Genomic DNA, 24,402 nt, shown 5'->3' with positions numbered 1-24,402 from the left:
TTTCCCGCGGAGAATGGTATTGGTATGGGATTAAGGATACCATCTTCCTTATTAGCAAGATTAATCACCTGAAGTTGAGTTTTCAAAAGAGTAAGTATGTCTAACGATTCAAGAAACGATGATTTTCCTACCATCAGACTGGATGATGAAGATCGCCGCGACTACCAGCAAAAAAAGCACACCGCTGCGCACACCATTAAAGCGGACACAAGTTCACCGTCAGGCACCAAAAAACCGGCGTCACCTGTTTCTGAAAAAAGTGGCGGTGGCGGTAACGGATTGTGGATTGCCCTTGTCGCCGTGGTGGCTCTGGCCGGCTGTGGCGGATGCTATTACTTGTATGATCAACTGCAGAAACAACAAATCGCTGCTGAAGATGCTGATTCACGTATCGCCCAGCTGGAAAGAAAACTCTCTGCAACGGGCGAAGAAATGGGTGAATCCACTGTTGCGCTGCAGGTGAAAGTGAGTGAGCTGACGGACAAAAGCAATGAATTGTGGGATCAGATGGATAAGCTCTGGGCCTCAGCATGGCGCCGTAATCAGAAAGAAATCACGGATTTGGGTGATAAACTTAACGCCACAGAAAACGGACTGAAGAAGTCGGTTACTGCGGTCGCTGAAGATTTAAAAGCGCAGCAAAGTAAGGTGGTTTCGTTAAACAACCAGTTAAGTGGTCTGGCTGATGAAATTCTGGCGCTGAACGTTCAACTTGAACAGGCGGCCGGTGATAAAGCATCACAGGCGCAAACGGTTAAGAGCCTGTCTGACAAGATTTCAGTTCTGGAAAACCGTAACAACAGCCTGGCAGGCCGTATCAGCGGCATGGAAAATGAAATCCGTGAAATAGCGACAAAAGTCGTCGTCAGCCAGCCTCAACCTCAGTAATCTGTTGCCGGCTTGCGACAGTCTGCCGCAAGCCGGAGTATTTAAGAGACTGTTCTCAGTCCGCAACCGCTCTGCTCAACAGATAGTAACTCCGGCTTGAAAATTTGCAGACACAAAAAAAGCGCCTTTCGGCGCTTTTTTCGTTCAGAACTGTGTCTTAGCGACGCAGACCTAAACGCTTGATCAGATCAAGATAACGTTCTGCGTTCTTACCTTTCAGGTAGTCAAGCAGTTTACGACGCTGGCTAACCATGCGCAGCAGACCACGACGTGAGTGGTGATCTTTCTTGTGGCCAGAGAAGTGACCTTGCAGTTTGTTGATGTTGTGAGTCAACAGCGCAACTTGTACTTCAGGTGAACCAGTATCACCTTCTTTAACGCCATAATCAGCTACGATTTGTGCTGTTTCTTCTTTAGTTAGTGACATAATTTTCTCCTGATTGGATTAAATTCCGCCGATCACTAATTCAGCGAAATTATGAGAGCGCGTATTATAACGATGACGTTACCATACGCAAGTAAAATCAATCTGTGTAGACGACTCTGCGTTTCGGCGAAACAAATACCTCACCGGCATCTGCACGGGGCTGGTCTTTGGGCGATACCACGGCTTCTCCTACCCCCAGAAACAGTACTTCATCATCTTGTCTGGTATACACCCGGTATTGTTCACCGGCAACAAGTGTTGCCACGCTGTCAGGCAGTACACTCTGACCATGTTCAAAACGGGCATATTGCTGTGAGTCCAGCATGATTTCCGGTAATGATAAAACAGCCGTGTCCATGGGTAACAGCAGTTGATCAAGGGTGTCAAACTCCCCCTCATCCAGTGCTTCCTGCATAGCAATCACGTCATCCAGAGATACCATTTTATCTGCAGGATAATCAGCCACTTCCGTACGGTGGAGGCGGGTAACGTAACCGCCGCAACCCAATTGCTGACCGATGTCATCCACCAGTGAACGGATATAAGTCCCTTTGCTGCAACGCACCCGCATGTCTACATCCGGTAACGCCATGCGGGTAATTTCCAGTTCGAAAATGGTAATATCCCGGGCTTCTCTTTCTACTGTAATGCCCTGACGCGCATAGTAGTAAAGCGGCTTTCCCTGGTGCTTCAATGCTGAAAACATGGAAGGGATTTGCTTACTCTGGCCAAGAAACGCCAGGCAGGCACTGCGGACTTCGTCCTCAGAAACATTTACCGGCTTTTCTTCCACGACTTCGCCGTCAGCATCGGACGTGGTCGTTCTGACGCCCAGGTGCATGGTGACTTCGTAAGTTTTATCAGCATCTAACAGAAACTGAGAAAACTTTGTCGCTTCGCCCAGGCATATGGGTAACATGCCGCTGGCCAGCGGATCCAGCGCGCCGGTGTGACCGGCTTTCGCCGCTTTATAGCACCAGCGTACTTTTTGTAAAATCTGGTTAGATGAACCGCCTGTTGGCTTATTCAACAGCAATACACCGTTGATACTACGGCCCTTACGACGTCTGCCCATTAATCCTGCTCTTCGTCCCGCTGTTTACTTTTCGCTTCATCTTTTGCAATGGTTTCAGAAACCAGATTTGAGATGCGAATACCTTCGGTGAGCGATTCGTCGCGGAAGAAATGCAAATGCGGCACACTGCGCATGCGCAAGCGCTTAGCCAGCAACGAACGAACGAAGCCCTTTGACTCTTCCAGTTGCTTTGTATGCGCTTTGGCCTCTTCTTCTTCGGCACCATAAATTGAAATGAAGATTTTCGCGTGTGCCAAATCTCTGGAGACTTCCACGTCTGCCACCGTGATCATAGGGATACTACCCACCCGGTGCTTGTATTCATTTTGCAGAATGCTGGCAACTTCTTTGTGAACCTGTTGCGCCACTCTGTCTGTACGAGAAAATTCCCGTGCCATATTCGACTCCTCATGCCTGAATAATACGATACGGACAAAAACGGGGGCTGCTGCCCCCGCTTTAATCAATATGCCTTAACAGGACTAAATTTGACGGGCAACTTCGATGACTTCGAAGACCTCGATTTGGTCGCCAACTTTAACGTCATTATAGTTCTTAACGCCGATACCACATTCCATACCGTTACGTACTTCCTGCACGTCGTCTTTAAAGCGACGCAATGATTCCAGCTCACCTTCGTAGATAACTACGTTGTCGCGAAGAACACGGATTGGATTGCTGCGCTTCACGATTCCTTCAGTAACCATACAACCTGCGATGGCACCCAGTTTCGGTGATTTAAACACGTCACGTACTTCAGCAAGACCGATGATTTCCTGACGGAATTCAGGGGCAAGCATACCGCTCATTGCCGCTTTCACTTCGTCAATCAGGTTATAGATAACGCTGTAGTAACGCAGATCGATTTCTTCACCTTCAATGACGCGGCGGGCAGTTGCATCGGCACGTACGTTGAAGCCAAGAATGATAGCGCCGGAGGCCGCTGCAAGTGTTGCGTCAGTTTCAGTAATACCACCTACACCACTACCAACAATGTTCACTTTAACTTCGTTAGTAGACAGTTTCAGCAGTGATTCAGAAATCGCTTCTACAGAACCTTGTACGTCAGCTTTCAGTACGATGTTCAGTTCGCTGATATCACCGGCTTCCATGTTTGCAAACATGTTTTCCAGTTTCGCTTTCTGCTGGCGGGCAAGTTTCAATTCACGTTTCTTCTGATGACGCTTGGCTGCTACTTCACGGGCTTTACGCTCGTCCTGTACAACGACTGCATCTTCACCGGCTACCGGTACACCGGATAAACCCAGTACCTCAACAGGTGTAGAAGGACCAGCTACTTTCAGCTCGATACCGTTTTCGTCGCGCATAGCTCGAACACGGCCGTACTCTTCACCACACAATAAGATATCGCCGGCACGCACTTCACCTTCCTGAACGAGAACCGATGCAATGGGACCACGGCCTTTATCAAGACGCGACTCAATCACCAGACCACGACCCGGACCATTCGGTACTGCTTTCAGATCAAGCAGTTCAGCTTGCAGCGTGATGGCTTCAAGCAGCTCATCAACACCCATACCTGTTTTCGCAGATACGTTTACAAACTGGTGTTCACCGCCCCACTCTTCTGAAATAACTTCCAGTTGAGACAGTTCAGTTTTAACACGATCCGGATCCGCTGTTTCTTTATCCATTTTGTTAACAGCAACAATCAGAGGTACACCAGCCGCTTTCGCGTGCTGTACCGCTTCTTTAGTTTGCGGCATTACACCATCATCTGCTGCAACAACCAGGATTACGATATCAGTTGCGGTTGCACCACGTGCACGCATTGCAGTAAACGCGGCGTGTCCCGGTGTATCCAGGAAGGCAATTTCGCCGTTATCCGTTTCAACTTTATATGCACCGATGTGCTGAGTAATACCACCGGCTTCGCCTGCGGCTACTTTAGCGCGGCGAATGTAGTCAAGTAACGACGTTTTACCGTGGTCAACGTGACCCATGATGGTAACAACCGGTGCACGGGTAATTTTCTCACCCTGACCGGATTCTGACATCAGTTCATCTTCCAGCGCATTGTCATTAACCAACTCATACTTGTGACCCATTTCGTCAATAACAAGTGTGGCAGTATCCTGATCCAATACCTGGTTGATGGTAGCCATCTCACCCATTTTCATCATGGTCTTGATAACTTCGTTAGACTTAACCGCCAGACGGTTAGCCAGTTCACCAACGGTAATAGTCGCACCCAGTTTAACAACACGTTCAACTGGCTGAGCCGGCTTATTAAAGCCTTGCTTCAGATGCTCACCGGCATTTCTCTTTGATTTCTTACGGCGACGTGAAGAACGCTCAACTTGCATGTCTTCTTCGTCTTCCGCTTCCTGCGCGTAACGGTTTGAGTGCATATGAACTTCAGCAGCCTCATCACGTTTACGACGCTCTTCTTCTTCCTTCCAGCGACGCTCGTTTTCTTCAGCCAGCTTACGGGCTTCTTCTGCCGCACGCTTTGCTTCTTCTTCAAGCTTTTTCTTCGCTTCTTCTTCCTGTTGCTTACGCAGGCGCTCTTCTTCCTGACGTGCAGCTTCCTGCTCAGCCAGTTCTTCAGCACTCAGCTCAGGCGCTTCAGATTCTTTGCGGGCTTTCTCTTCAGCAGCTTTACGGGCACGCTCTTCTTCCGCCTTCTTCTTCGCTTCCGCCTCTACACGCGCTTTTTCTTCAGCCACTTTGCGGGCGGCTTCAGCGGCGGCTTCTTCTGCTGCTTTCTGCTCAGCTTCAAGACGCGCACGTTCCTCTTCCAGACGGGCCTCTTCTTCAGCCGCTTTCTGTTCATCAACTTCGCTGCGCTTCACGTACGTGCGTTTCTTACGTACTTCAACTTTTACAGACTTAGACTTGCCTACACTTAACGTGCTGGTAGTCTTACGCTGCAGCGTCATTCGTGTCGGTTCGCCAGAACCGGCGCTACCGTGTTGCTTGCTCAGGTGCTCAAGAAGTTGACGTTTCTCATCTTCTGTAACGGAATCATCAACAGCTTTCGTAATACCGGCATCTTTAAACTGAGTTACCAGTCGGTCAACGGTTGTTCCAATGTCGCTGGCGAGCTTTTCTATGGATACTTCTGCCATCTTAGTCTTTTTCCCCTTATTGACCTTCTTCTTCACCAAACCAGACAATATTCCGTGCCGCCATGATGAGTTTTCCGGCGTCTTCTTCGGTCAATCCTTCGATATCACTAATATCGTCTGTTCCCTGCTCAGCCAGCTCTTCAAGGTCAGTAATTCCACGGCTAGCAAGGACATAGGCAATGTGTTTATTCATACCGTCAAGGTTCAGCAGCGCTTCAGTCGGTTCAGCGCCTTCCAGCGTTTCCTCATTCGCCAGAGCACGGGTAGTCAGTGCAGCACGTGCACGATTACGCAGTTCCTCAACAGTGTCTTCATCAAGGCCGTCAATGGCCAGCAGTTCGCTAACAGGGACATAAGCTACTTCTTCAAGTGTGCTAAAGCCTTCGCTAGCCAATAATTCTGCAAAATCTTCGTCAATATCCAGACCTTCAACAAACACCTGAAGTACTTTGGCAGTTTCTTCTTCGTGCTTCTTATTCAGGTCGGCAACTGTCATGACATTCAGTTCCCAGCCGGTCAGCTGGCTTGCAAGGCGAACGTTCTGACCACTCCGGCCGATGGCCTGTGCCAGGTTGTCCTGCTCCACTGCAACATCCATCGCATGGGCGTCTTCGTCTACTACGATAGAAGCCACTTCAGCGGGTGCCATTGCGTTAATAACGAATTGCGCCGGGTTTTCGTCCCAAAGCACAATATCAACACGCTCACCGCCAAGTTCGCCGGATACAGCCTGCACACGTGAACCACGCATACCGACGCAGGCACCGACAGGGTCAAGACGCTTATCGTTTGTCTTTACAGCGATTTTTGCACGTGAACCCGGATCGCGGGCAGCGGACTTAATTTCCAGTGTCTCTTCGGCAATTTCCGGCACTTCCAGACGGAACAGCTCAACCAGCATGTCAGGATGAGTACGGCTGATAAACAGCTGTGCACCGCGGGCTTCAGGACGGATAACGTAAAGCAGACCACGTACACGGTCGCCCGGACGGAAGGTTTCGCGGGGCAGCATATCGTCACGGTAAATAACACCTTCAGCGTTATTACCCAGGTCGATAATAATGTTGTCACGGTTAACTTTCTTCACCGTACCGGTTACCAGTTCGCCAACCTTATCTTCGTATTCTGCAACCATTTGCGCGCGTTCAGCTTCACGTACTTTTTGTACGATAACCTGCTTGGCGGTTTGCGTAGTAATACGGTCGAATGCAATAGATTCAATCTGCTCTTCAACATAATCGCCCAGTTGTACGTCAGGATCGTCAACTTGTGCGGCAGACAGCGACATTTCTGCATACGGGTTTTCCTGTTCGTGATCGTCAGGAACAACCTCCCAGCGGCGGAACGTATCAAAATCACCGGTGGTGCGGTTAATGCTTACGCGTACTTCAATTTCGCCTTCGTTTTTCTTTTTCGTTGCGCTGGCAATCGCGTACTCCAGTGCTTCAAAGATCTTTTCTCTAGGCACTTGTTTTTCATTTGAAACGGCTTCTGCCACTAACAAAATTTCTTTATTCATTTTCGCCTCACTGATGCTTTCTTACGCTGAAAGCGTGCTGTTCCATTAGTCAAATGTGGGAACAATGTTTGCTTTTTCGATATTCGCCACAGCTAACTGGAACTGCTGGCCATCCACTTCAATATTGATCATGCCATTTTCACATGACAATAACTTTCCTTTGAAATTCCGCCGGTTATCCATAGGCACAGTCAAACGCGCCTGAATAACTTCACCCACGGCCTGCTCATAGTGCCTGGCCTTGAACAAAGGTCGATCCATACCCGGAGAAGACACCTCCAGGTTGTATTCCGTAGTAATTGGATCTTCAACATCAAGAATCGCACTTGCCTGGTAACTGACTTCCGCGCAATCATCAACGGTTACACCATTTTCATGGTCGATAAAAACACGCAAAATCGAGTGCTTACCTGCACGTACAAATTCCACGCCTACCAGTTCGTAACCCAGGGCTTCAACACCCGGCTCAAGCATCTCGGTCAGTTTATCTTCAAGCTTTGCCAATCCTTACCTCCAAAAACGAAAAAAGGGCATATAGCCCAACTACTTAATTTACTGCCTGAAAAGGGAATAAATCAGTTTAAATACAACAAAAAGCCCCGTACTAGCGGGGCTTTTTGCAAGAATCTGAACCCTGTCTGCCAGAGGCAGTTGCAAACAATACAGGTTTAACTACGCAAAATACGCAGAAAAGTTTGCAAAATAGTTAGGCGTATACCGTGTAAAATGCTCCAGTAAGCCCGCTAACTAACTAGTTGGTGCGCATTATACTGGTACTCAGACCAGATATCAACTCAGTAACGGGTTTGGATCTTCATCTTTCCAGCGTTCTTTCACTTCTAAAATATCATCCAGACACTGGTCGAGTAATGCGATGAGTGCCGGGTCGAAATGAATACCGCTCTGGGAATGCATAAAGTCCAGGGTTTTATCCACCGGCCAGGCTTCTTTATATGGCCGCCGGCTGGTGAGCGCATCAAAGACATCCGCCACTGCCACAATACGCCCTTCAATGGGAATGTCTTCCCCGGCGAGGCCTTCAGGATACCCGGTTCCATCCCATTTTTCATGGTGTGTCAGTGCCACAATTCGCGCCAGATTCATGAGATCGGAGTCCGCATCACCGAGTATTTCTGCACCAATTTTGGGATGGGTCTTCATGACTTCAAATTCTGAATCTGTGAGTCTGCCGGGTTTGAGCATAATACTGTCCGGAATTCCGATTTTACCAATATCGTGCATGGGAGCAGCGTGAAGCAGCATATCTGCCCTCGCCTCTGAAAAACCGTACGCCAGCGCGATGATTTTTGAGAAGTGACTCATGCGCAGCACGTGCATGCCTGTTTCGTTATCTTTATATTCCGCCGCCCGGCCGAGTCGTTGTATGACCTGCATACGGGTGCGGCGTAATTCTTCAGACTGTACCAGGGAAAGGTGGGTCTTTACCCTCGCCAGCACTACCGGTGGCGAAATAGGCTTGGTGATATAGTCCACGCCTCCGACAGCAAACCCTTCCGCTTCATCAGTCGCATCATTAAGAGCAGTAACGAATATAACCGGTATATGCTTAAGACCGGGTGTTTTTTTAAGATGTGTACAGGCCTGGAAACCTGTCATTTCCGGCATCATCACATCCATCAAAATAAGATCAGGACGTTGTTTCTCTGCCAGCTTTAACGCTTCATCACCGCTTTTTGCAAAATAGAGGGTGTAGTCTTTACCTAATAATTGTTTCAGTACCCGCAAGTTAACCGGTTCGTCATCTACCAGCAGTAATTTGGGCTTTCCGGGTTCACCAAACACACTTATTCCCCTGTTTGTTCTGTAGATGCAAGTAGTTGCTTAATTCGTTCAACAGCACGCTCAAATTCAAAATCATCCATATCCTGCAAAATGCCCTGCACCTGTACATTGTAGCTGCCAAAATACTGACCTTCACAATATTGATAGGTAGATTCGTCAAACTGATTCTGCGCCGCTGAAACCAGCAGTGCATTCAGCGTGTTCCGCAAGGCAGCAATGTCGACTTCCTCACGGGATTCTTCTGCTGCAGGCTCTTCCTTCTGCCGGTTGAGTTCATTTTCGACTTCCCGCAATGCAGTTTTAAGAGTAGGAATATCTTCGGCGCTTAAATGATCATTTCTTGCGCTGCGCTCGAACTCGCCGCACAAATTCATCAGCTTTGTTAAGCCCAGATTACCGCTGACACCTTTCATGCCGTGCAGGTATTTCACAACCTGCTCGTAATCATCATCAGCGAAGAAATTCACCAGTTTAGTCAGAGTTTCATGACTGTTGCGCAGAAACTGTGAGATTTCCTTATTCAGTGTGTCCTTATCGCCCCAAAGCTGCACACCCCTGCGATAATCTATTGCACAGGCCTCTCTGGCTGTTTCTGTTTCACGCACCCTTTCCTTTGTTTCAAAACCCAGCACTCTGGCAATTTCATTCACCAGTACAGGAAAATCGATGGGCTTGTTCGCAAAGCCTTCCATGCCGGCATTTATCGCATCCTGTTTATCCTGCACCAGTACACTGGCGGTTAAGGCGACAATAGGCAGTTGCTTTAAATGATGTACCTGCTCATATTCACGGCGTCGTGCCGCCGCTGTCAGACCGTCCATTACCGGCATCTGCAAGTCCATCAACACAATGTCGAAACTGCCTTTATTCATTTTTTCCAGTGCTCTGGCACCGTTCTCTGCAAAATCAACTGTGTGACCGGCGCGGTTTAACAGCAAACTGATAAGATCAATATTCTGGCTGATATCATCCACCACCAGAATGTGCAGTGGCGGTAAATCAACTGTTGCTGCACGGATTTCACTGGCCTGTTTTTCCACCGCAGTGAGAGGCAGCGTGAAAGTGAAATTAGTACCTCTTTCCGGTTCGCTGGACACCGAAATCGTACCGCCCATTAACTCAACCAGTTGTTTACTGATTGTCGTCCCGAGACCGGTACCACCATATTTGCGGCTCATGGAAGCATCTGCCTGCGCAAAGGCATCAAACACCCTGCTCACCTGTTCGCTGGTCATGCCGATACCGCTGTCGCTGACGGAAAATGCGATCATACCGTCCGCGTCCGGGTAGACTTCTACATCAACTTCACCGTGGGCAGTGAATTTCACGGCATTACTGATGAGATTATTCAGCACCTGCCGGATACGCTCAGGAGCACCGTAATAGTAATCGGACAAAGATGGCGAAACACTGACCCCCAGCATCAGCCCCTTTCTCTTCGCTTCAAGCCAGTAGGTAGAAATCACCGTATCTATTTCTTCGGTAATTGAAAAATCACGGTATTCAAGATCAAGCTTGCCTTTATCAAGTTTGGCACTGTCGAGAATATCGTTTAGTAAATGAAGTAACGAACGCGCAGACCGGTTAATGGTTGTCAGGTGTTTATGCTGGCCGTCTGTGAGTTTTTCATCCAGTAAAATATCACTGAAACCGATAATGGCATTCATGGGTGTACGGATTTCATGACTCATATTAGCAAGGAAGCTGGCTCTGGCCGCAGCGGCCTGCTCGGCATCATTTTTCGCATGACGCAGCTCTTCCTCCATTTCCTTACGGGAAGTGATGTCCATAATAAAGCCGTCGACCCAGCTCACTGACTTGTCGGTGCTGTGTACAACGTTGCCGTACTCGCGCAACCACTTAATCGTGCCGTCTTTATGAACAAGACGGTATTCCACATAAAATTCAGCGCCGGAACGGCGGGCAGTAAGGAACGACTCCCGGTCGTCCTCATGCACCAGTTGCTCAAGGGTAACCGGTGAGTCTGAACGGATAAATGCTGAAACCGGATATCCGCTGAATTCCTCAACAGCGGCACTGACAAATTCGAAAGGCCAGCCGGGTGTATTCATACTGCGATAAGCAATGCCCGGAATATTGTGGAAAAAAGACCGGAACTTGGCTTCATTGTCCCTGATAGTCTTTTCCATTTCGATGCGTTCGCGGTTGTCGCCGACAATAACCACAAATAGATTTTGTTCTCCTAAACGGGTGTGGCCCACACCCACCCGTACCGGAACCCGCTGGCCCGTTTTATTCAGTGCTTCCACATCACGGCTGACCCCGATAATTTGTTCATCAACAGGAACCACTTCCTGCCGGAAGAATTGCTCATTGTAGCGGCCGCGCATTTCTTCAGGGATCATACGGTGAATAGAGTGACCGGTAAGATCTTCTTCTGTCCAGCCAAGAATGGTTGTCACCGCCTGATTCATATTCAGCACGGTTCCCTGGTCATTGACGGTAAGGATGCCGTCAATAGCAGTATCCATCAACGCAAGCTGTGTACGGCGGCTGTTCTCTGCTTTTTGAGAAATATCCATGTAACGGAACAGCATGGTAACGCCCATCACAATGCCAATAATCAATAACGTGAAGAAACTCACATACCCGGCAAGGATGTACGACAGAGACTGATCCTGAGCAGAGGTTTCCAGTCCGGGAGGGGCAACAAAGCGGGCGGCAGCCATACCGGTATAGTGCATCGCTGTGATCGCACAACCCATCACAACGCTGGCGATAACACGGGTACCTTTAAATCCGCGGGAAATTGCAAATCGCTTCAGACCGAACTTTATCCATAAAGACAACATTGCCAGCAATACCGCTACAACGATGGATAAGGCAAAAACAGGCAGGTTGTACCGTAACAGAGGTGCCATTTCCATAGCCGCCATCCCGGTGTAATGCATCGCCCCGATACCCGAGCCGACAAGGACGCCGCCAATAAATACCTGTGAGAATTTCACTTTCCGGTGAGTCAAACTTTGCAGTGCAACAAATGCTGCCAGCACCCCGGGAATAAAAGACATAAATGTTGTCCACGGAGCCCAGCTAACGGGAGTACACAATTCAAAAGCCAGCATGCCAATGAAGTGCATGGCCCAAATTCCGCCTCCCAGCGCCAGACTTCCCAGACCAAGCAAAATTAGTCTCCGGTTATTGTCTTCAGATCCTGCGGTCTGACCGGCTACGCGGAACGCCATATAAGAAGAAGCAACCGATATAAAAATGGAAATAGTTACCAGAACAGGTGAATATTCGCCGGTAAGTAACAGAGAGGTGTCAGGAATGACAAAAAAAGACATCAGCCATTCGAGCATCAGTAAGTCCGTGTATAGTTTATTATCAATAGTTAGCGTAACAGCTATTGAGTGAAGTACAAATTAGTTGCAGGGCGAAAGTCGTGAAGTTGCCGAAAAAGTACGGTGAAGCGCAACTTAATAAAAAGTGATGACTTATTTTGGAAAAAATACGGGAATAAATTAGAATTTAAACATTCGGAGTGGTTGCGGGAGCTGGATTTGAACCAACGACCTTCGGGTTATGAGCCCGACGAGCTACCAGACTGCTCCATCCCGCGTCCGAATTAAATAGATTGTGCTCTCAAAAAAAGTAAAGTGGTTGCGGGAGCTGGATTTGAACCAACGACCTTCGGGTTATGAGCCCGACGAGCTACCAGACTGCTCCATCCCGCGTCCGTTTACTTACCGGCTGTTGGCTGTTTGAAAGCCCCCTGCCGTTGAGTGGTGCGTATTATACATAGGCATTAATCCTTGGCAAGGGATAGAAGTAAGAATATTGCAATTTTTTGACTGTTCGGACAATATTCCGGCAGACCGCTCAATCCGCATACAAATTACTGTAAAAGACTCTCCATTTTGGTAGCTAATATGAAGTCCAGCTCAGTAATTCCACCTGCATCATGGGTCGTTAATGCAACATCTACTTTATTGTAAACATTAAACCATTCCGGGTGATGGCGTAGTTTTTCAGCCCATATGGCAGCCTGAGACATCCAGCCAAATGCGCGGATAAAGTTTCTGAAAACAAATTCCTTCGTCAACTTCCCTTCTTTTAATACCCACTGCTTATCTTCTGCTAAACCTTCGTTCAATTCCGTGAGCGCTGCGGCAATCGCCTGATCATCTAACTTTTCTGTCATTTCGTTGCTCCTGCTTTCATTATTAGAAGTGTAAATCTGTCTATATAGTTATTACGCTTACTTTGTCCTTAGCGGATTCACTCTTCAAGTTTTCGTCCGCAGAAAGTGAAGTCCAGTCCGGGGGGCAAACTTTACAAGCCCCCTTCAGTTAGGTATCAGTTCAAATACCCATGTTTATCCCCTGGTATTTTTCTTCCTCTTCAACTTTTGTTTAATAGGTCCCGAACAAACAACACAACAAAAACTTTTAACTACTTCGAGAACAAAAACTTTTAACTACTTCGAGGATTTAACCATGTTGAAAATTGTTAAGACTTCTATCATCGCTGCAACTCTGGGTTTAACTTTCGCTGGCGCAGCGCAGGCTGATATTAACGACGACTTAGCTAACATCTGTACCATCGTTCAGGCTGACGACAAAGGTGAACTGCGTAAGAAAATTCGTCTGGTAGAATCTGACTACCGTCTGAAATTGCGCGACTATTACACTGGCATCAGCTGTGGTGGCAACAGCCTTATCCGTACTGCCATTAGCAGCAACGCAGTAGAAACTGGTACGCTTCTGGTTAAGAAAATGCCTAAGAGTGACCTGGGTGCGCCGGAAGCTGACGGCAAAACGTTACAGGCATGGGTAAACGAAACCGGTAACCAGGGCAGCCCTATCGCTGACGAACTGGCTAAGCGTCTGTAATTCTATTACTACTAAAAATTCAAAGTACCATTTCAACATGGTAGCAGGCGAAAGCCTGCACTTAAGAAGCGGCGGAAACGCCGCTTTTTTTCGTCCTAAATCCGGCCTGATATTTTTCGCTGATGTGCTGAGATAAATCATTAAAACGCCAGATCAGAATAATTACATTAATACAATAAATACAATCACTTAGATAAAACCAAGCGGATTAATGTATTTCACAGCATACCTTAGTATTCACCCTGCTATTTTTCATTCTGCATTAATTTAGTTTAATTAAACCTGAACAAACAACACCACTTTTTAATTTTATTTCTGAGGAATTAACCATGTTGAAAATTGTTAAGACTTCTCTCATCGTAGCAACAATGGGTTTAGGTTTTACTGGCGTAGCGCAAGCGGACATCAATGATGATCTGGCTAACATTTGCACTATTGTACAAGCTGACGATAAAGGTGAGCTGCGTAAGAAAATTCGTCTGGTAGAATCTGATTACCGCCTGAAGCTGCGTGATTACTACTCTGGCATCAGCTGTGGTGGCAACAGCCTTATCCGTACTGCCATCAGCAGCAACGCAGTAGAAACCGGCACCTTGCTGGTAAAGAAAATGCCAAAGAGCGACCTGAGTGCACCGGAAGCTGATGGCAAAACCCTTCAGGCCTGGGTAAACGAAACCGGTAACCAGGACAGCCCTATCGCGGATGTTTTGTCTAAGCGCCTCTAAGGATTCAGACGAAACAAATGATACCATTTCAACATGGTAGCAGGTTAACGCCTGCACTCTAAAAAGCGACGGAGACGTCGCTTTTTTCTTTTATAGAATTGATAAATAAGAAAAATTCACCCTTTCATAAAAGTTATAGTTGAAAATACGAAATAGCTGGTTAAAGCTGCTCACGGGGTAAAAAACAACAATCTGCGGGAGAAATTACACCCGCCAAAATGATGTAACTAATTGTAAAATATATAAATACTCAATTTATCGTATTTTATCACATACCCAAGTATCAGCCCGGGCGTATCTAACGGGGTCGTTATCGACTTTAATAGACAACGAACAAACAACATCTTTGCGGGCGCTTCCGGCGTCCTGCTTTTTAAACAGGATAAACAGAATGAAAACTATCAAAACAACACTAATCGGTTTATCTCTGCTGGCTTCCAGCAATGTTGTTCTGGCCGGCACCAGCGAAACAGCCTCCGTAGCAGCGGCTTCCGGTGTTGCAGAGATTTCAGTGAAAAAGAAAGTTCGCGCAGGTAAGTCGTTTGACAAAACCATTCTGACGGCGGCAGCCGGAGAAGAACAACAGACTGCAGACATCTTCAGCTCCCTGCAGGAAAACAAAAAGACACTTCTTTTAAAAAATTTACCAGACCATCTTGTTGCGGCTAACCCGTAACATGCACCAGGGAAGGTGTTGAACCTTTCAACATGGTAAGCAGAGTAACATCTGCATCTCCGCGGCCCGTTTTACGGGCCGCATCTTTTTCTGCAATCCGGATATAGTCCCTCCCGCCCTGCTCATACCTGTTTCTGTTTTGATAAAATTGTCATGAAAGTTGCTGATTATTCGGGCAGAATAACAGCCGTTTTTCAAAAGGAGTCTGAAAAACCTATTCATCGCAGCGAAGGACCGGACAAAATAAGAAACAGGAATTGTTCATGTCGCACAGCTCAACAGGCAGGTTGTTTTATTTTTCTCTGATCAGTACCGCCTTAGTCACCTCTTTTCAAAGTATTGCCCGGCAAGATCCTTCTCCGACCAAACTTGAACATATTGAAGTTACCGCTCAGAAACGCCCGCGGGATATGCAGGATGTGCCTGTTGCCATGTCTGCCATCACCGGAAAGATGATTAATGAAACAGCATCAATGGACGTTTTCGACATTCAGGGTTACGTACCCGCTTTTTCTGCCTTTCAAAGTCAAAGTGCGGTTAACTCCAGTTTTTCCATACGGGGAATTGGTACGTCGTCACAGAATTACGGTTTTGAGTCATCTACCGGTCTTTATGTGGACGGCGTCTACCGGTCACGCCAGAATGCGGTGATTAATGATTTAGTCGATATTGATACTGTTGAAATTCTTCGCGGCCCTCAAGGCTCACTTTTCGGTAAGAATACTCCGGCTGGTGCAGTGGTTTTCGGAACGCGACAACCTGATTTTGAAAACGGTAATGGTTTTATTACAGCAACCGCCGGCAATGATGATTTGATCCGGTTAAGCGGAGCGACGTCAATCAATGTGATTGATAATAAACTGGCTGCCAGAGTATCAGGCTTCAGTACTCGCAGGGATGGATGGATTAACGATACAGGCTATGGTGAAAACTCAATTAATGACAGGAACCGTTCCGGTGTGCGTCTGCAAACCCTGTATACGCCGTCAGACGACGTATCTGTGCGGGTGATTGCCGATTACGCAGAGCTCAATGAACATTGTTGCGGTGCATTAACGCTGCAGGATAACCGGCAAGCCAACGGTGTCGAAGGGAAATTCGGAACAGACACCTTGCTTATGATGCCGCCGTTTAATGCCACCTTATTTACCGGCGATGAGTTTTATCGCTATACCACGGCACTCAGCTCCCTGCCCTTGTCCCGCATGCAGGACAAGGGGCTTTCTGCAGAAATAAACTGGCAAACATCCCCCGCATTATTGCTCACCTCCATCACAGCCTGGCGTGGCTTTGACAGCTTCGACCAGACAGACACAGATTTTACTGATGCAGACTTGCTTTCCACTACCAATAACGCCCGACAACAGGCGTTTTCCCAGGAGTTGCGGGCAACATGGTCCGGTGAGCATGTCACTACCATCGCCGGATTGTGGTATTTCAGCCAGAACCTTGACCTGGATTTTGCTATCACGACCGGTGACGCATTTCCGGCATTTTTCGCAGCGTCTGCGGCTGACCTGCAACCCCTGACTGACGGCATAAATGCCCTGAGTGTTGCAACATCCGGCCTTGTCCCCGCTGTTGCGCCAGTCACCCCCGGCCAGACTCAGTTTGCCCACAATGCTTATCAGCAACAGGACAGCCTGGCCGTGTTCAGCCAGACTGACTGGCAATTTGCTGAAGAATTTACCGTCACCGCCGGATTACGATACACCCGCGAAGATAAAACATTGACCGCCCGTTTTGATGAACAGGGCCCGGGCATTGACGGATTACCAACAGGCGCTGAAAACACTCCTGATCCGCTGAGTGCCGCTGTCGCTCTTGGCTCTTTTGCTCAGAGCCTGGCAACCGGTAATCCCCCTGATTACACGCAGATCAATGCGCTGCTTCCTTTTACTCAGGCGGGCTGGGGCTATTACTTTCTCGGTACAGCATCGGTACTTCCCCGCAGTGATCTGGATGAAAAACGTAACGACGGACAACTTACAGGGACGCTGAAACTAAGCTGGCAACCAGATAACAATAGCCTCTGGTATGCCAGTACCAGCACAGGGTTTAAATCGGGAGGCATGAATACAGATCGTATTGCCGAAGGGTTAAGCCCCCAATTTAACGCAGAAAAAGCCACCGCTTACGAACTGGGTGTGAAAAAGCAATTTCCGGAGCAAAACCTGCGTATTAACGGTGCACTGCATTATACCCAAATCAAAGATTTTCAGGCCTCGACTTTTACCGGTCTTGGTTTTAATTTACAAAACGCCGGCGACTTACATACCAAAGGGTATGAACTTGAAATTGTCTGGTTTCCTGTTTCCGATACCCGTGCCGGCCTGACTCTGGCCCGTACCCTTACCGGTTTTGATGATTTTGAAAAAGGCACCTGCCAGGTTGCTTATCCCTGGCACACCGGGACGGATGATCCCGGCCGGCCTTCTGTAAATACCCCCTACTGCTCCAGAACCGGCGATCGCCTGGGGTTTGAGCCTGAAACCTCTGCCAGCCTGACGTTGCAGCACACATTAATGGCAGGCGGGTATCCGGTTGTCATGGCTGCAGATTATCAGTACACGGGAGACTTGTTCCTTGATGATACTAACGATCCGTATAAACACAGCAGCAGTTATGCCCTGGTGAACGCACGGGTTGAACTGTCAGTCCCCCAGTGGGATACACGCATCACGTTATGGGGCAGGAACCTGACAAATAAAGAGTACATCGCCAGAAACGGTTTCGATGTACCTGTTCAGGCCGGCAAGCTTATGGCTTATCCCGGCCAGCCGCTCTCCTGGGGTGTCACTGTTACCCGCGAGTTCTGATTGTCATTTCGAAGAGTAAACGCCGGCCGGTTGCGTTTTACAAAACTGGCTGGCGAAAACTTGAAGTAGATCAACAACGCCTCTTTGTCTGCTGATTATACTTTCCGTGCATTCTACTCAAGCCGGAATAACCATGTCAGCAAACGAATTATTCGATCCCGCTCGCCTGAAAAAATACAATATTAACGGGCCGCGCTATACCTCTTATCCTACCGCACTAACGTTTTCCGGGTTATCTGAACCAGCACCTCTGGAAAAAGCACTGAGTGTCACTCAGGCCAGCGGCGTTTCACTGTATGTACATATTCCTTTCTGCCACAGCCTTTGTTATTACTGCGGCTGCAATAAAATTGTGACCAGGCATCAGGAAAAAGCAGATCGTTATCTGGATTATCTGGAAAAAGAAATTCAACGGCGCGCGCCTGCTTTCCGCCACCGTAAAGCGGAACAAATACACTTAGGAGGCGGCACGCCTGGTTTCCTCACAGAGCAGCAGCAAACACGCCTGGCAGGTATGCTTAAGTCAGCTTTTGATGTGGTCAGCGATGCAGAAATGAGTATTGAAATCGATCCCCGCCGTACCACGCCGGCTTATTTACGGCACCTGGCCTCTTTAGGCTATAACCGCCTGAGTATTGGCGTACAGGATACTGATTACCGTGTGCAGGAAGCGATAAACCGGGTTCAGAGCACCTCGCATATCGCCACGCTGGTAGATTGCGCCCGTTCCGCCGGATTTAAATCTGTGAATCTGGATCTGATTTACGGCCTGCCTCATCAGACAGCAGATACCTTTGCTTCAACACTGGCAGCGGTAAAGGCGATGGCGCCGGAGCGGATTTCCCTGTTCAGCTACGCCCATCTGCCTGAGCGGTTTGCTGCCCAGCGCAAAATAAAAGATGAATGGCTGCCTTCTGCACAGGTAAAAACAGGGCTTATGAAGCAAGCTATCACCAGCCTCACACAGGCAGGTTATGAAATGATTGGCATGGACCATTTCGCCCTGCCGTCTGACGAACTGGCTGAAGCGCAACGGAATAAAAAATTGCACCGGAATTTTCAGGGCTACACCACACGGGGAGATCTGGATTTACTGGGGCTTGGGGTTTCCTCTATCAGTGCCGCAGGCAATGCTTACCTGCAAAACCCGAAAACCCTGAATGACTATTACGGCAAACTCGATAGCAATGAAGAAGTTGCAGAAAAAGGCGTGTTTCTGTCCCCCTCAGATCTGCTCAGACGCTACGTTATCCAACAATTAATGTGCAATCTTGCCGTGGACTTTGCCGCAACAGAGGCGCTTTTTGGTATTCAGTTCCGCCATCATTTTGAGCCGGAACTGGCGGCACTGAAAGAATTTGAAGAAGATGGATTATTACAGGTAACCGGAACGGGTATCGAGGTATTTCCGTCAGCAAGACTGTTTATCCGCATCATCTGTATGACTTTCGACGCTTACCTTAAAGGCAGCGCCGCAATTCAGCACCGGTATTCCAGAGTTATCTGAGTTTAAACCTGGCGGTTACAGCTTCTCCCTCACGGAACTGTAACCGTTCCTGGGACAACTGACTGATCAGCGCAAACAATCTGCTGCGGCCACACATCAGATTTATCATTACCTGCCCGCCCCGGCTTTCAGACACGGACTCAATGACACAGGGTAAGGCATTGACAATGGAAGAGGCGTTGGCTTCCTGCCGGTCGATACTGACATCCCTGGCGTCGATGGTCAGCATGGCCTGTTCCTTACTGACCACAGGATGGCGTGCATAAAGCGTATGCCCTTCGCATTCTATGGCATAACAAGCCTGCTCAGGCAGATGTGCTTTTAATGCGCCTTTGAGCACACTGAACTGCTGTTCGAAATTTGGCATAGACGGAGTTAACTGTGCCAGCACATCATTTGATGCGCCCTGATGGACAATACTGCCCTGCTCCATCCACGCCATGTATTCACTGTACAAAGCCAGTTCACGGAGGTCGTGGGACACCATCAGCATTTTCAGGCCGCTGCGGGCCAGCTTTGTCAAATACTTAAGCACATCGTGCTTTAACGTATCATCCAGCGCGCTCACCGGTTCATCCAGCAACAGAATTTGTGGTGAGTTTAAAATGGCTCTGGCAATGGCTACCCGCTGCGCTTCGCCACCCGAGAGTGTATCGGGCATACGTGTCATCAGGTGATTACATTTACACCCCAGAACGACTTCATCAAAGTGATAAGTTTGCTGTTTTGCAAAATCTGCCGCCAGCAGTAAATTCTGCCCTACTGATAAATGGGGGAACAACAGACTGTCCTGAAACACCAGTCCGGTGCGGACCCTGGCGATACGACTATTTTCCCACTGCCCGGTGACTTTTGCAGAACCGGTAAGTCCGGCCAGGCAACGCAGTAATGTTGATTTACCGGCCCCGGATGGTCCGCTCAGGCCAATAAATTGTGCCGTTGCCGGTAATTGAATACTGGCATTGAGTTGCAAGTTGTCCCATGCTGCCTGTACTACGACTTCCATGACGACACTCCGTTTCGGTTATAGCGGTAAAGCAGCGCCATCAACAGAAAGGAAAAGACCAGCAAGCCCAGGGCAAGTGCATGAGCCTGTCCGTATTCAAGTGCCTCCACATGCTCAAACAACGCAATAGACAGCACCTGAGTTTCACCCGGAATATTGCCGCCTATCATCAGCACCACACCAAATTCACCAATGGTGTGGGCGAAACTTAATCCAAGTGCAACGATAAAGGCGGGTTTACAGATAGGCATAATGATGCGACGGAAACGTGACCATTTGGACATACCCATGGTGCGGGCTACATCGATATAACGACTGTCCAACTGAATAAAACTGGCATAAAGAGGCTGTACGGCAAAGGGCAGTGAATAAATCACCGACCCCAGCACCAGGCCGGAAAAAGAAAAGGCCAGTTGCTGACCGGTTACGGCCTGCCATAATTGCCCTGCCAGTGCATCCGGGGAAAACACCACCAGCAGATAAAAACCCAGCACAGTGGGCGGCAACACCAGCGGCAGCGCCACTACAGCAAGTACCAGATTCTTTGCTTTATGCTGCCAGCGGGATAACTTCCATGCCAGCGGCGTGGCAATCAGCATCAGCACCAGACTGGTGATCAACGCCAGTTCCAGTGTCAGCCAGATAGCATCCATGTCACCGCTCACCGGTTTTATCCTTGTTTTTCTTTTGCCGCGCTTTTACCGGCTGGTATCCCCAGTCTGCCAGCGCGTTCTGCACCGCCGGTGACATCATATATTGCATAAACCGCCGTGCGGCATAAGGGTGCTGGTTGTGTTTTACAATCACCATTTTTTGCACGATGGGATCGTGCATGGAGGCAGGGATTAACCAGTAATTTGCTTTCGAATTTTTCACCAGCGACCATGCCACAAACGCGTCGTCCACATTGCCTGCAGTAAAGTACTGCCACGCTTGTAGAATACTTTTTCCACGTACCAGCTTGAAAGGAAGTGCGGTATTTTCAGGCAGCGTGGAAAGCACCTGCTCAGCCGCCAGACCATAAGGCGCGAGTTTGGGATTGGCAATGGCAACAGGTTTGTTGAACTGTCTTGTCAGAAATTCTTCCAGGCCGGACGGCGCTGACTGTCTGGTTACCAGTGCAAGGCGCCCTCTGGCGTAACTGCGCAGATTTTGTTTATCTGCTTTGCCTTCAGCCACCAGCGCTTCAGGTCTGGCTGCGTCAGCAGAAAGAAATATGTCAAAGGGGGCACCGTGGCCAATTTGCGCAAATAAAGTGCCGCTTGAACCGACGGTGATAACCGGACGGATACCGGTTTTTTCTTCAAAAGCACTGGCGAAATGTTTAACCGGCCCGGCAAAATTGGCGGCAACGGCAATATTTACTACCTGCTCTGCGGCAAATCCTTTACCTGCCAGAAGTAGCATGACACACAGACAGACTTTATACGCCCGACACATCCTGTTCTTCATAAATTGTCTGATAAACCTTCATTCCTGAGCCACTTCATGGCGGCTTCTTCATCTGATGCCTTTGCGGCAACCCATGCTGTTTTTCCGTCAGCATGTTCTTTCTTCCAAAGCGGCACCGACTTTTTCAGCATATCCATAACGAATTCTGCGCCGTCGAAGGCGGCCTTACGGTGGCTGGCGCTGCAGCCTACCCACACCACCGGCTCGTAATTTCCGATGTAACCGACACGGTGTACAATACCGGCACTGAGCAGTGCAAACCTGTCTGAGACCTGTTGCAACAGCTGTTGCATGGCATTGGCGGTCATCCCGGGGTACTGCTCCAGACTGATACCTTCAATTGCACCGTCAGAATTATAGTCACGAACCAGACCGGTGAACGTTACTATTGCACCAGCATTGTGCGATGATTGACGAAGCTTTTCAACATAAGCCGATTCATCCAGTAAGGCTGTGGTTACTTCAGCAAACATTCAGCCTCCTGTTACCGGCGGGAAAAACGCCACCTCGTCACCATCGTTAACCGCACTGGTTTCGTCACCCAGCGACTGATTAACCGCGCAGAGCACCCCGGCAGACAAGGCCTGCTCCCAGGCGGATGACCGGGTTGCAAGATGCACTTTCAGACCGGCAACGGTAGTGCAGTTTTCCGGTAGGGGAAGAGATAGCTCACTGTCGCCACTGATTTCACGGATCTGCGCAAAGGTTTTTATGGTAATCATGCCTTTTGCTCTGCCTCCCAGTCACCGGTTTTACCGCCCCGCTTTTGTAACACTCTGACACCTTCAATGCGCATGGCCGGATCCAGCGCTTTGCACATGTCGAACAATGTCAGTAAGGCGATATTCACACCGGTAAGTGCTTCCATTTCCACGCCGGTTTTGCCGCTGACTTTGCAAAAGCAGGTCGTGTGGATGCGCCTTTGTTTGGGCTCAGCGGTAAAGCCGATGTCCACTTTGGTCAGCGGTAACGGGTGGCATAACGGAATTAAATCAGCGCAACGTTTTGCGCCCTGAATACCCGCTACTCTGGCTACGGCATACACATCGCCTTTCATCACGGTTTGCTCTGAAATGGCTGTCATAACGGCATCAGACACATACAGATAGCCTTCTGCCAGCGCTTCACGCTGAGTCTCCTGCTTGCCGGAAACGTCCACCATATTGGCTTCGCCACTGGCATTTAAATGACTGAACCCGCTCATTACAGTTCACCGGTAAGGTGTTTTACAAAGTTACACGGACGGTATTCAGAATCCAGCTGACTGCGTACAATGCCTTCCCAGGCGGTGCGGCAGGCACCGGTGCTGCCCGGCAAACAGAAAATAGCAGTCCGGTTGGCAAACCCGGCAATGGCACGGGACTGAATGGTAGAGGTGCCGATTTCCTGATAACTCAGATGACGGAACAGCTCGCCAAAACCGTCAACGGTTTTATCAAATAAAACCGACAACGCTTCAGGCGTTGAATCTCTGTGGGTAAAGCCGGTACCACCTGTCACCAGAATCGCATGGATAGCAGGGTCGGCAATCCATGCAGAAACAATCGCACGCTGGGCATAAATATCATCTTTTACCAGATCCCGCGCAGCAAGCTTATGGCCTGCTGTTTCTACAGCTTCAATGAGGTAAGCACCGGACGTGTCTGTGTCTGTTGTCCGGGTGTCAGAGATAGTAAGAACGGCGATATTGAGAGATACTGCTGAAGACATGGGTTTTCCTGATAAAATACGGCGGTAAATATACGTGTACGCTTAGTACCGCACCGTCGCTGAAAAGAGATTTTTTACTACTATGCCAGATACTTTAACGCATACTCAAGCTATGCGATACAACCGGCACATCGTGCTGCCACAGTTTGACCTGGAAGGTCAGGAAAAACTGCTCAACAGCAAAGTATTAATCCTTGGCGCCGGAGGCCTGGGTAATACGGTTGCCCAGCTCATGTGCACCGGCGGCGCGGGAACAATCACACTGGCCGACGATGACAGAGTGGAAGCACACAATCTTCCCCGACAAATTCTGTTTACGCCAGAAGATTGCGGTAAATTAAAAACAGAAGCGGCCCGGCAACGTTTACTTGCACTCGTGCCGGAGTGTGCCATTCATTGTGTATCCGAAAGGCCGGATGATAACCTGCTGAGCCGTCTGGTAGAAAGCCATGACATAGTTATTGACTGTACAGACAATCTTGCCAGCAGAAAGCAAATCAATGCAATCAGTTACCGCCTTGGTAAACCCCTTGTCAGCGGTGCTGCCATCCGGTTTGAAGGTCAGCTTTTTATCAGCATGCCCGGCAGCAATAAAGCCTGCTATCAGTGTGTGGAAAAACGCTTCAGTATGACAGAACTGAGTTGTAACGAGGCAGGTATCCTTTCTCCGGTAGTCAGTATCACCGGTGCCTGCCAGGCGCAACTTGCCATGCAGGTACTGACCGGTTTTGGTACATTACCCGCCGGTGAACTTCACCTTTTTGACGGCCTCACTTTTCAATGGCAAAAATTTACCGTACCACCGCTGCCAGACTGTGACATTTGTCAGCCAAAATAAAAGAGATAT

Annotated in this window: 23 protein-coding genes and 2 tRNA genes; 7 read left to right on the top strand and 18 right to left on the bottom strand. The window is 48.7% G+C overall.

What is annotated here, in order from left to right; all coding sequences use genetic code 11:
- Positions 1–96 precede the first annotated feature (96 nt).
- Positions 97–888 (top strand): hypothetical protein, encoded by a 792-nt coding sequence (locus DS731_RS09145; RefSeq protein ID WP_119501021.1) that lies wholly within the window; start codon positions 97–99, stop codon positions 886–888.
- A gap of 157 nt (positions 889–1,045) precedes the next feature.
- Here the strand turns inward: DS731_RS09145 and rpsO are convergent, their stop codons facing one another.
- From rpsO to DS731_RS09090, 11 genes are all read right to left on the bottom strand, one after another.
- On the bottom strand, positions 1,046–1,315 hold the full coding sequence (gene rpsO, locus DS731_RS09140; protein ID WP_070125244.1) for a 30S ribosomal protein S15: 270 nt from the start codon (positions 1,313–1,315) through the stop codon (positions 1,046–1,048).
- Between the two features lie 97 nt (positions 1,316–1,412).
- Positions 1,413–2,390, bottom strand: a complete 978-nt coding sequence (truB, locus tag DS731_RS09135) for a tRNA pseudouridine(55) synthase TruB (protein WP_119501020.1) — start codon at positions 2,388–2,390, stop codon at positions 1,413–1,415.
- Positions 2,390–2,788: a 30S ribosome-binding factor RbfA gene (gene rbfA, locus DS731_RS09130; protein ID WP_119501019.1), complete on the bottom strand. Its 399-nt coding sequence runs from the start codon at positions 2,786–2,788 to the stop codon at positions 2,390–2,392. Before rbfA ends, truB begins: the two co-directional genes overlap by 1 nt.
- An 84-nt stretch (positions 2,789–2,872) precedes the next feature.
- On the bottom strand, positions 2,873–5,482 hold the full coding sequence (gene infB / locus DS731_RS09125) for a translation initiation factor IF-2 (RefSeq protein WP_119501018.1): 2,610 nt from the start codon (positions 5,480–5,482) through the stop codon (positions 2,873–2,875).
- A gap of 16 nt (positions 5,483–5,498) precedes the next feature.
- On the bottom strand, positions 5,499–7,001 hold the full coding sequence (nusA, locus tag DS731_RS09120; protein ID WP_119501017.1) for a transcription termination factor NusA: 1,503 nt from the start codon (positions 6,999–7,001) through the stop codon (positions 5,499–5,501).
- Between the two features lie 45 nt (positions 7,002–7,046).
- A complete protein-coding gene (gene rimP / locus DS731_RS09115) occupies positions 7,047–7,505 on the bottom strand; it encodes a ribosome maturation factor RimP (RefSeq protein WP_119501016.1) in 459 nt (152 codons plus the stop codon).
- Positions 7,506–7,790: 285 nt separating this feature from the next.
- Entirely contained in the window at positions 7,791–8,804 is a 1,014-nt protein-coding gene (locus DS731_RS09110; protein ID WP_119501015.1) for a response regulator, read from the bottom strand.
- Between the two features lie 2 nt (positions 8,805–8,806).
- Positions 8,807–12,127 carry an MHYT domain-containing protein gene (locus DS731_RS09105; protein ID WP_232373519.1) on the bottom strand — a complete coding sequence of 1,107 codons (3,321 nt, stop codon included), beginning with the start codon at positions 12,125–12,127 and terminating at the stop codon, positions 8,807–8,809.
- Between the two features lie 183 nt (positions 12,128–12,310).
- Positions 12,311–12,387: transfer RNA gene (locus DS731_RS09100), tRNA-Met, on the bottom strand.
- Between the two features lie 38 nt (positions 12,388–12,425).
- Positions 12,426–12,502 (bottom strand) — tRNA-Met (locus DS731_RS09095).
- Positions 12,503–12,663: 161 nt separating this feature from the next.
- A complete protein-coding gene (locus DS731_RS09090) occupies positions 12,664–12,969 on the bottom strand; it encodes a 4a-hydroxytetrahydrobiopterin dehydratase (protein ID WP_119501014.1) in 306 nt (101 codons plus the stop codon).
- A 295-nt stretch (positions 12,970–13,264) separates the two neighbouring features.
- On the opposite strand from DS731_RS09090, the gene DS731_RS09085 reads away from it, so the two are divergent.
- The 5 genes from DS731_RS09085 to hemN all read left to right on the top strand — a co-directional run bounded on the left by DS731_RS09085 (position 13,265) and on the right by hemN (position 19,387).
- A complete protein-coding gene (locus tag DS731_RS09085; protein WP_119501013.1) occupies positions 13,265–13,660 on the top strand; it encodes a DUF3718 domain-containing protein in 396 nt (131 codons plus the stop codon).
- Positions 13,661–13,989: 329 nt separating this feature from the next.
- The gene (locus tag DS731_RS09080; RefSeq protein WP_119501012.1) at positions 13,990–14,385 is read left to right on the top strand and encodes a DUF3718 domain-containing protein; all 396 of its coding nucleotides are present in this window, start codon (positions 13,990–13,992) and stop codon (positions 14,383–14,385) included.
- Positions 14,386–14,776: 391 nt separating this feature from the next.
- A complete protein-coding gene (locus DS731_RS09075; protein WP_119501011.1) occupies positions 14,777–15,061 on the top strand; it encodes a hypothetical protein in 285 nt (94 codons plus the stop codon).
- Positions 15,062–15,324: 263 nt separating this feature from the next.
- A complete protein-coding gene (locus tag DS731_RS09070; RefSeq protein WP_119501010.1) occupies positions 15,325–17,880 on the top strand; it encodes a TonB-dependent receptor in 2,556 nt (851 codons plus the stop codon).
- 133 nt (positions 17,881–18,013) lie between these two features.
- Positions 18,014–19,387, top strand: a complete 1,374-nt coding sequence (gene hemN / locus DS731_RS09065; protein ID WP_119501009.1) for an oxygen-independent coproporphyrinogen III oxidase — start codon at positions 18,014–18,016, stop codon at positions 19,385–19,387.
- Here the strand turns inward: hemN and DS731_RS09060 are convergent.
- Genes DS731_RS09060 through moaB form a run of 7 tightly spaced genes read right to left on the bottom strand, consistent with a single transcriptional unit; the run spans position 19,380 to position 23,555 of the window.
- Complete coding sequence (locus tag DS731_RS09060; protein ID WP_119501008.1) at positions 19,380–20,393, bottom strand: ATP-binding cassette domain-containing protein; 1,014 nt, start codon at positions 20,391–20,393, stop codon at positions 19,380–19,382. The genes hemN and DS731_RS09060 overlap by 8 nt on opposite strands.
- The gene (modB, locus tag DS731_RS09055) at positions 20,381–21,046 is read right to left on the bottom strand and encodes a molybdate ABC transporter permease subunit (RefSeq protein WP_119503374.1); all 666 of its coding nucleotides are present in this window, start codon (positions 21,044–21,046) and stop codon (positions 20,381–20,383) included. Before modB ends, DS731_RS09060 begins: the two co-directional genes overlap by 13 nt.
- Position 21,047: 1 nt before the next feature.
- Entirely contained in the window at positions 21,048–21,800 is a 753-nt protein-coding gene (gene modA / locus DS731_RS09050) for a molybdate ABC transporter substrate-binding protein (protein WP_161599137.1), read from the bottom strand.
- 41 nt (positions 21,801–21,841) lie between these two features.
- On the bottom strand, positions 21,842–22,318 hold the full coding sequence (locus DS731_RS09045; RefSeq protein WP_119501006.1) for a molybdenum cofactor biosynthesis protein MoaE: 477 nt from the start codon (positions 22,316–22,318) through the stop codon (positions 21,842–21,844).
- The gene (moaD, locus tag DS731_RS09040) at positions 22,319–22,567 is read right to left on the bottom strand and encodes a molybdopterin converting factor subunit 1 (protein WP_119501005.1); all 249 of its coding nucleotides are present in this window, start codon (positions 22,565–22,567) and stop codon (positions 22,319–22,321) included.
- Positions 22,564–23,049, bottom strand: a complete 486-nt coding sequence (gene moaC, locus DS731_RS09035; protein ID WP_119501004.1) for a cyclic pyranopterin monophosphate synthase MoaC — start codon at positions 23,047–23,049, stop codon at positions 22,564–22,566. The genes moaD and moaC overlap by 4 nt, the downstream gene beginning before the upstream one ends.
- Entirely contained in the window at positions 23,049–23,555 is a 507-nt protein-coding gene (moaB, locus tag DS731_RS09030) for a molybdenum cofactor biosynthesis protein B (protein WP_119501003.1), read from the bottom strand. The genes moaC and moaB overlap by 1 nt, the downstream gene beginning before the upstream one ends.
- Positions 23,556–23,637: 82 nt before the next feature.
- On the opposite strand from moaB, the gene DS731_RS09025 reads away from it, so the two are divergent.
- Positions 23,638–24,393, top strand: coding sequence for a HesA/MoeB/ThiF family protein (locus DS731_RS09025; RefSeq protein ID WP_119501002.1), 756 nt, complete (start codon positions 23,638–23,640; stop codon positions 24,391–24,393).
- Positions 24,394–24,402 lie beyond the last annotated feature (9 nt).

Origin of the sequence: Alteromonas sp. RKMC-009 (assembly GCF_003584565.2) — a bacterium.
GTDB lineage: Bacteria > Pseudomonadota > Gammaproteobacteria > Enterobacterales > Alteromonadaceae > Alteromonas.
This window is presented reverse-complemented; position numbering and strand designations above follow the sequence as displayed.

Excerpts from the sequence above, each read along its gene's own strand:
- DS731_RS09080 (WP_119501012.1), top strand. The coding sequence starts at position 13,990 with ATGTTGAAAATTGTTAAGACTTCTCTCATCGTAGCAACAATGGGTTTA.
- DS731_RS09090 (WP_119501014.1), bottom strand. The coding sequence starts at position 12,969 with ATGACAGAAAAGTTAGATGATCAGGCGATTGCCGCAGCGCTCACGGAA.
- rpsO (WP_070125244.1), bottom strand. The coding sequence starts at position 1,315 with ATGTCACTAACTAAAGAAGAAACAGCACAAATCGTAGCTGATTATGGC.
- moaB (WP_119501003.1), bottom strand. The coding sequence starts at position 23,555 with ATGTCTTCAGCAGTATCTCTCAATATCGCCGTTCTTACTATCTCTGAC.
- modA (WP_161599137.1), bottom strand. The coding sequence starts at position 21,800 with ATGCTACTTCTGGCAGGTAAAGGATTTGCCGCAGAGCAGGTAGTAAAT.
- DS731_RS09070 (WP_119501010.1), top strand. The coding sequence starts at position 15,325 with ATGTCGCACAGCTCAACAGGCAGGTTGTTTTATTTTTCTCTGATCAGT.
- truB (WP_119501020.1), bottom strand. The coding sequence starts at position 2,390 with ATGGGCAGACGTCGTAAGGGCCGTAGTATCAACGGTGTATTGCTGTTG.
- DS731_RS09075 (WP_119501011.1), top strand. The coding sequence starts at position 14,777 with ATGAAAACTATCAAAACAACACTAATCGGTTTATCTCTGCTGGCTTCC.
- hemN (WP_119501009.1), top strand. The coding sequence starts at position 18,014 with ATGTCAGCAAACGAATTATTCGATCCCGCTCGCCTGAAAAAATACAAT.
- moaC (WP_119501004.1), bottom strand. The coding sequence starts at position 23,049 with ATGAGCGGGTTCAGTCATTTAAATGCCAGTGGCGAAGCCAATATGGTG.
- DS731_RS09105 (WP_232373519.1), bottom strand. The coding sequence starts at position 12,127 with ATGCTCGAATGGCTGATGTCTTTTTTTGTCATTCCTGACACCTCTCTG.
- nusA (WP_119501017.1), bottom strand. The coding sequence starts at position 7,001 with ATGAATAAAGAAATTTTGTTAGTGGCAGAAGCCGTTTCAAATGAAAAA.
- DS731_RS09145 (WP_119501021.1), top strand. The coding sequence starts at position 97 with ATGTCTAACGATTCAAGAAACGATGATTTTCCTACCATCAGACTGGAT.
- DS731_RS09025 (WP_119501002.1), top strand. The coding sequence starts at position 23,638 with ATGCCAGATACTTTAACGCATACTCAAGCTATGCGATACAACCGGCAC.
- moaD (WP_119501005.1), bottom strand. The coding sequence starts at position 22,567 with ATGATTACCATAAAAACCTTTGCGCAGATCCGTGAAATCAGTGGCGAC.
- rbfA (WP_119501019.1), bottom strand. The coding sequence starts at position 2,788 with ATGGCACGGGAATTTTCTCGTACAGACAGAGTGGCGCAACAGGTTCAC.
- DS731_RS09085 (WP_119501013.1), top strand. The coding sequence starts at position 13,265 with ATGTTGAAAATTGTTAAGACTTCTATCATCGCTGCAACTCTGGGTTTA.
- DS731_RS09045 (WP_119501006.1), bottom strand. The coding sequence starts at position 22,318 with ATGTTTGCTGAAGTAACCACAGCCTTACTGGATGAATCGGCTTATGTT.
- modB (WP_119503374.1), bottom strand. The coding sequence starts at position 21,046 with ATGGATGCTATCTGGCTGACACTGGAACTGGCGTTGATCACCAGTCTG.
- DS731_RS09060 (WP_119501008.1), bottom strand. The coding sequence starts at position 20,393 with ATGGAAGTCGTAGTACAGGCAGCATGGGACAACTTGCAACTCAATGCC.
- infB (WP_119501018.1), bottom strand. The coding sequence starts at position 5,482 with ATGGCAGAAGTATCCATAGAAAAGCTCGCCAGCGACATTGGAACAACC.